The sequence below is a fragment of the Sphingomonas adhaesiva genome, assembly GCF_002374855.1.
Classification (GTDB): Bacteria; Pseudomonadota; Alphaproteobacteria; order Sphingomonadales; family Sphingomonadaceae; genus Sphingomonas; species Sphingomonas adhaesiva.
Genome location: NZ_NWVC01000002.1, coordinates 621681 through 627938 on the forward strand (window position 1 = coordinate 621681; position 6258 = coordinate 627938).

General features: G+C 69.7%; 6 protein-coding genes. 1 reads left to right on the forward strand and 5 read right to left on the reverse strand.

Annotated features, from left to right (window positions below; translation table 11 throughout):
- Nucleotides 1–33: 33 nt before the first annotated feature.
- The 5 genes from COA07_RS07425 to COA07_RS07445 all read right to left on the reverse strand — a co-directional run bounded on the left by COA07_RS07425 (nucleotide 34) and on the right by COA07_RS07445 (nucleotide 5204).
- On the reverse strand, nucleotides 34–810 hold the full coding sequence (locus COA07_RS07425; RefSeq protein ID WP_066712399.1) for an enoyl-CoA hydratase: 777 nt from the start codon (nucleotides 808–810) through the stop codon (nucleotides 34–36).
- Between the two features lie 98 nt (nucleotides 811–908).
- Entirely contained in the window at nucleotides 909–1952 is a 1044-nt protein-coding gene (locus COA07_RS07430; RefSeq protein ID WP_066712401.1) for an enoyl-CoA hydratase/isomerase family protein, read from the reverse strand.
- Nucleotides 1949–3094: an acyl-CoA dehydrogenase family protein gene (locus tag COA07_RS07435; RefSeq protein WP_066712403.1), complete on the reverse strand. Its 1146-nt coding sequence runs from the start codon at nucleotides 3092–3094 to the stop codon at nucleotides 1949–1951. The genes COA07_RS07430 and COA07_RS07435 overlap by 4 nt, the downstream gene beginning before the upstream one ends.
- A 55-nt stretch (nucleotides 3095–3149) precedes the next feature.
- Entirely contained in the window at nucleotides 3150–3686 is a 537-nt protein-coding gene (locus COA07_RS07440; protein ID WP_141396490.1) for a hypothetical protein, read from the reverse strand.
- Between the two features lie 18 nt (nucleotides 3687–3704).
- Complete coding sequence (locus tag COA07_RS07445) at nucleotides 3705–5204, reverse strand: CoA-acylating methylmalonate-semialdehyde dehydrogenase (RefSeq protein WP_096640697.1); 1500 nt, start codon at nucleotides 5202–5204, stop codon at nucleotides 3705–3707.
- An 87-nt stretch (nucleotides 5205–5291) separates the two neighbouring features.
- Between COA07_RS07445 and COA07_RS07450 the strand changes: the two genes are divergently transcribed.
- Nucleotides 5292–6182: a LysR family transcriptional regulator gene (locus COA07_RS07450; RefSeq protein ID WP_066713938.1), complete on the forward strand. Its 891-nt coding sequence runs from the start codon at nucleotides 5292–5294 to the stop codon at nucleotides 6180–6182.
- The last annotated feature ends 76 nt before the right edge of the window (nucleotides 6183–6258 follow it).

Consider the following 6258-nt stretch of genomic DNA (forward strand, 5'->3'; position numbering starts at 1 on the left):
TCCGATCCATCTCGTTACGACGACGGCGGCGGCCTATTTTCCCGTCCATTGCCCCGCGCGCTTCTCGACGAAGGCGGCCATGCCTTCCTTCTGGTCGGCGGTGCCGAACAGGCCGTTGAACAGCCGGCGTTCGAACTGCACGCCCGCCGACAGCGTCGTCTCGTAAGCGGCGTTGACCATTTCCTTGTTCGCGATCACCGCCAGCGGCGCCATCGACGCGATCGTCGCGGCGGTCTTCACCGCGTCCTCGACCAGATCGGCGGCGGGGACGATGCGGCTGACCAGCCCGGCGCGCTCCGCCTCGGCCGCGTCCATCATCCGCCCGGTCAGGCACATTTCCATCGCCTTGGCCTTGCCGACCGCGCGCGCCAGCCGCTGCGATCCGCCCATGCCGGGGGATACCGCCAGCTTGACCTCCGGCTGGCCGAACTTCGCAGTATCCGCCGCCAGGATGAAGTCGCACATCATCGCCAGCTCGCACCCGCCGCCCAGCGCATAGCCCGCGACCGCGGCGATCACCGGCTTGCGCGTCCGCGTCAGCGTTTCGTACCCGCCGAAGAAGTTGGTGCCGTACATGTCGGCAAAGCCCTGCGCGGCCATTTCCTTGATGTCCGCGCCGGCGGCGAACGCCTTCTCGCTACCGGTCAGCACCGCACACCCCTGCGTCGCATCGGCATCGAACGCGGCGAAGGCGGCGAGCAGGTCGGCGAGCACCTGCGAATTGAGCGCGTTGAGCGCCTGCGGCCGGTTGAGCGTGACCAGCGTCACCGCGCCGCGCCGTTCGACCAGGATCGTTTCGTATTCGGCCATTGTCTTCTCCCCGTATTGTCACCCCAGCGCAGGCTGGGGTCTCCGGCCGCGAGCGCGACCTTCGTGGCGCCAGACCCCGGCCTTCGCTGGGGTGACGGTCAGTTCGGCGTCCACGCCTCGTCATCCGGCAGCGGCGCGAAGATCTGGTCGATCACATGATCGCTCACCCCCTCGGGCGTCGCCGGGTCCCAGCGCGGGGCATTGTCCTTGTCGACGATCACCGCGCGCACGCCCTCCAGGAAATCGTGGCGCTGCACCACGCGGCTGCCCACCGCATATTCCTGCCGCATCTCGTCCTCGAACGTCGGCATGGTGCGCCCGTCGAGCAGCAGCTTCAGGCTGACCTTCATCGTCTGCGGCGACTTCGCCTTCAGCGTCGCCAGCGTCGCGCGCGCGAAGTCGCCGTCGTCGGCCGCCAGCGCGGCGAACACCTCCTCCAGCCGGTCGGACGCGAACAGCCGGTCGATGTCGGCGCGCTGCGCCAGGATCGCCGCCGCACCCGGATCGGCCGACAGCCCGTCCAGCGCCGCCGCCACGTCGTCGGGCCGTGCCGCGATCGCCGCCTTGGCCTCCTCGACCCGGTCGGCGGGGACGAAATGCGTCGCCAGCCCCAGCGCCAGGCATTCCGCGCCGTCCAGCCGGTGCCCGGTCAGCGCCAGATACTGGCCGATCCGCCCCGGCAGCCGCGACAGATACCAGCCGCCGCCGACATCGGGGAACAGCCCGATCCCCGTTTCCGGCATCGCCAGCTTCGTCTGTTCGGTCGCCACGCGATACCGGCACGGCTGGCTGATCCCCACCCCGCCGCCCATGGTGATCCCGTCCATGAACGCGACCGTATCCTTGGCATAGGTGAACAGCCGGTGGTTCATGCGATATTCGGTGTGGAAGAACGCGCGCGCCTCCGCGCCGTCCCCCGCCCCGCTGTCCGCCAGCATCCGGATATCGCCGCCCGCACAGAAACCGCGGCCCTCCGCATGGTCGATCACCACGCAGCGCACCGCCGCATCCCCGCGCCACGCCTCCAGCGCGTCCAGCACGCCCGCGCACATCGCGGTGGTCAGCGCGTGGAGCGCCTTCGGCCGGTTCAGGCGGATGCGCCCGACCGCACCCTCCACCGCGACGATCAGTTCGTCCGTCATGCGCGCACCAGCTCCCGCCCGACGATCATCCGCATCACCTGGTTGGTCCCCTCCAGGATCGAATGGACGCGTAGGTCGCGCCAGAACCGCTCGATCGGATAGTCCATCAGGTAACCGTAACCGCCATGCAGCTGCAGCGCGCGGTCGACCACGCTCGATCCGGTGTCGGTCGCCAGCCGTTTGGCCATCGCGGCGAAGCGCGTTTTATCCGGCGCGCCCGCGGTCACCTTCGCCGCGGCGACGTAAAGGAGGTAGCGCGCGGCCTGCAATTCGGTGTCCATGTCGGCCAGCATGAACTGCGTGTTCTGGAACTCCGCCACCGGCTTGCCGAACTGCTGCCGGTCGCGGGTATAGGCGATCGCCTCGTCCAGACAGCGTTGCGCGCCGCCCAGCGAACAGGCGCCGATGTTCAGCCGCCCGCCGTCCAGCCCCATCATCGCGAAGCGGAACCCCTCGCCCTCCGCGCCGACGCGATTGGCCACCGGCACGCGGACATTGTCGAAGATCACCTGCCGCGTCGGCTGCGCATGCCAGCCCAGCTTGCGCTCGTTCGCGCCGAACGACACGCCCGGCATGTCCTTGTCGATCACCAGGCAGGAAATGCCCTTCGGCCCCTCCGCCCCGGTGCGGACCATGGTGACGTACACCTCGTTCTCGCCCGCGCCGGAAATGAACTGCTTGGTGCCGTTGACGACATAATGGTCGCCGTCCCGCCGCGCGCTGGTCTTCAGCGCCGCCGCATCCGACCCGGAACCCGGCTCGGTCAGGCAATAGCTCGCCATCCGTTCCATCGTCACCAGATCGGGCAGGTAGCGCGCCTTCAGATCGGCGTCGGCGAACCGGTCGATCATCCACGCGGCCATGTTGTGGATCGAGATGAACGCGCTGGTCGCGGGACAGCCGTATGCCATCGCCTCCATGATCAGCGCCGCTTCCAGCCGCCCCAGGGCGATCCCGCCCGATTCCTCGCTGACGTAGATCGCGGCGAAGCCCAGCTCGGCTGCCGCCTTGATCGTGTCGCGCGGGAAGATGTGCTGTTCGTCCCACTCCGCGGCGAACGGCGTGATCCGGTCGGCGGTGAAGCGCCGCGCCAGTTCCTGGATCTCGCGCTGGTCGCCCGTCAGGTCGAATTGGTCGGTCATGTCCTCATCCTGTCATCGCCCGCGCCGTCGTCACGCAGCGCGCCGTTTGAACGCCCTAGCATTTCCGGTACCGCACCACCTGCGCGCCGTCCTGCCGTACCAGCATGGTGCCGCCGTTCTCCAGCCGGAAATCGTTGCGCCGCGTCCAGCCCGCGCCTTCCCCCGAAAAGCGCAGCTCGGCGCTCAGCGCATAAGGGTCGCGCAGCGCGATCGACTGCACCCGCGCCTTGGATTCGTGGAAGCGGATCGTGTCGGCGTCGATATTGATGCGCCCCGTCGCGGCGGTGTTGGCCAGCTCGCAATCGTCGGGGGTGACGCCCCAATAGCCCTGGTAGTCCGCGGGCAGCGCGCGGCCGCGTGCCGCGGTCAGCGGCTTCACCTCGATCGGCACGCCGGTGCGCGCGGTCGCCCGCACGCCGTTGGTGGCCGCCGCCGCCTCGATCGCCTGCTGCGCCGCCGCCTCGCGCTCCGGGACGGCGACATTGCCGTAATCCCCTTGCGGCGACGAACAGGCCGCCAGCGCGCTCAGCAGGACGAATATCAGCGCCCGGCGGCCGCGCCGTGCGAAGCGGATCGAAACAGGCACCGGCATCATCGCGTCACCCCGTCATCACCCCATGGTCGGGATGACGAACGCATTGGCGCCCTCGCCGGTGCCGCCGTCGGGCCAGCGCTGCGTCACCGTCTTCACGCGGGTCCAGAACTTGACGCCCTCCATCCCGTGCTGGTTGGTGTCGCCGAACGCGCTGCGTTTCCACCCACCGAACGTGTGATAGGCGACCGGCACCGGGATCGGCACGTTGATCCCCACCATGCCGACGTTGACGCGCGCGGCGAATTCGCGCGCGGCATGGCCGTTGCGGGTGAAGATCGCGACGCCGTTGCCGTACTGATGCTCGCTCGGCAGCCGCACCGCGGTCTCGAAATCGGGCGCGCGCACGATCTGCAGCACGGGTCCGAAGATTTCCTCGCGATACGCGCTCATGTCGGTGGTGACGCGGTCGAACAGCGTCGGGCCGATGAAAAAGCCCTGCTCATGCCCCTGCAGCGTGAAGCCGCGGCCGTCGACCACCAGCTCCGCGCCCTCGTCCACGCCGGTCTGGATCCAGCTTTCGACGCGCTGCTTGTGCGCCGCGTTCACCACCGGGCCGTAATGCGCCTCCGCATCGGTCGATACGCCGACGCGCAACGCGGCGATCGCGGGGATCAGTTTCTCGCGCAGCGCATCGGCGGTCTTCTCGCCCACCGGCACCACCACCGGCAGCGCCATGCACCGCTCGCCCGCCGAACCGAACGCCGCGCCCGACAGGTCCGCGACCACTTGGTCCAGATCGGCGTCGGGCATCACGATGCCGTGGTTCTTGGCCCCGCCCATCGCCTGCACGCGCTTGCCCGCGTCCACGCCGCGCCGGTACACGTAATGCGCGATGTCGGAGGAGCCGACGAAGCTGATCGCGCCGATCGCCGGATGATCCAGGATCGCGTCGACCATCTCCTTGTCGCCGTGCACCACCTGCAGCACGCCCTCGGGCAGCCCGGCCTCGCGCATCAGCTCGGCCAGCCGCACCGGCACCGACGGGTCGCGCTCGCTGGGCTTCAGGATAAAGGCGTTGCCGCACGCGATCGCCACGCCGAACATCCACATCGGGATCATCGCCGGGAAGTTGAACGGGGTGATCCCCGCGCCGATGCCGATCGGGGTGCGCATCGAATAGACGTCGATCCCCGGCCCCGCGCCATGCGTATATTCGCCCTTCAGCACATGCGGGATGCCGCAGGCGAATTCGATCACCTCCAGCCCGCGCTGGATGTCGCCCTTCGCATCGGCGATCACCTTGCCATGTTCGCTGGACAAGGTGCGCGCCAGCTCCTCCATGTTTGCCTCGACCAGTTCCTTGAACCGGAACATGACGCGCGCACGGCGCTGCGGGTTGGTCGCGGCCCAGGCGGGCTGCGCGGCCTGCGCGGCGGCGACCGCGCGGTCGAGGTCGGCGGTCGTGCCCAGCGCGACGCGCGCCTGCACCTGTCCGCTGTTGGGATCGAACACCTCGCCGGTGCGGGCGGCGGCCCCGGCTGCACCGCCCACGATATGATGGTCGATCGTGCGCATGGCTTCTCTCTCCTGATATTCCGTGGGCGGGGTGTGCGCCCGCCGGCGCGTTGCAGGCAAGCGGCAATTCTGCAACGCTCACCTGCAATGACGCAGCCGGTACCCTGGAACGACCTGCAGGACTTCCTCGCCATCGCGCGGTCGGGGCAGCTGGCGCGCGCCGCCGCGGCGATGGGGGTGGATGCCACCACGATCGGCCGCCGCCTGCGCCGGCTGGAGGCGAGGCTGGGCCGCACGCTGTTCGAACAGACGCGCGAGGGGCAGGTGCTGACCGAGGCGGGCGAGGCGCTGCTGGCGCAGGTCGAGCGCATGGCGCGCGCCGCCGACGCGATCGCCAGCGACGGCGCGACGGGGACGCTGACGGGCGTGCTGCGCGTCAGCGTGTCGGAGGGGTTCGGCGCCTTCTTCGTCGCGCGCCACCTGCCCGCCTTCGCGCAGGCGCACCCCGGGCTGACCGTCGATCTGGTGGCCAGTAGCGGCTTTCTGAGCCCGTCGCGGCGCGAGGCGGACGTCGCGGTGCTGCTCGCGCGCCCGCGCAGTGGCCCGTTGGTGGCGGCCAAGCTGTCCGATTATGCGCTGCACCTCTACGCGGCGCGCGACTATCTGGCCGCGCACCCTGCGCCGACGCGCGCGACACTGGGCACGCAGCACCGTCTGGTCGGCTATATCCCCGACCTGCTCTACGCGCCGGAGCTGCGCTACCTCGACGATATCGACGCGCGACTCGTCCCCCACCTGCGCTCGTCGAGCATCCAGGCGCAGGCGCGCCTCATCGAATCGGGGGCCGGCATCGGCGTGCTGCCGCACTTCATTGCCGGCGCGAACCCCGCGCTGGTGCGCGTCTTGCCCGATATCGCGATCCGCCGCGCCTTCTGGCTCGTCACCCACCGCGACACCCGCCGCCTCGCGCGGGTCCGCGCGTTCCGCGCATGGCTGGCCGATCTGGTGGCGCGCCACCGCGCCGAATTGCTGGGCTGACCGTTACTTCTTCATCGCATCCAGCAGCAGTTTGACGTCCTGGCTGCGCCCGCGCGGCACGATCAGTACGTCGGTC

Coding starts and splice junctions, on each gene's coding strand:
- COA07_RS07425 (WP_066712399.1), bottom strand. CDS start 810: ATGGCCGAATACGAAACGATCCTGGTCGAACGGCGCGGCGCGGTGACG.
- COA07_RS07430 (WP_066712401.1), bottom strand. CDS start 1,952: ATGACGGACGAACTGATCGTCGCGGTGGAGGGTGCGGTCGGGCGCATC.
- COA07_RS07435 (WP_066712403.1), bottom strand. CDS start 3,094: ATGACCGACCAATTCGACCTGACGGGCGACCAGCGCGAGATCCAGGAA.
- COA07_RS07440 (WP_141396490.1), bottom strand. CDS start 3,686: ATGCCGGTGCCTGTTTCGATCCGCTTCGCACGGCGCGGCCGCCGGGCG.
- COA07_RS07445 (WP_096640697.1), bottom strand. CDS start 5,204: ATGCGCACGATCGACCATCATATCGTGGGCGGTGCAGCCGGGGCCGCC.
- COA07_RS07450 (WP_066713938.1), top strand. CDS start 5,292: ATGACGCAGCCGGTACCCTGGAACGACCTGCAGGACTTCCTCGCCATC.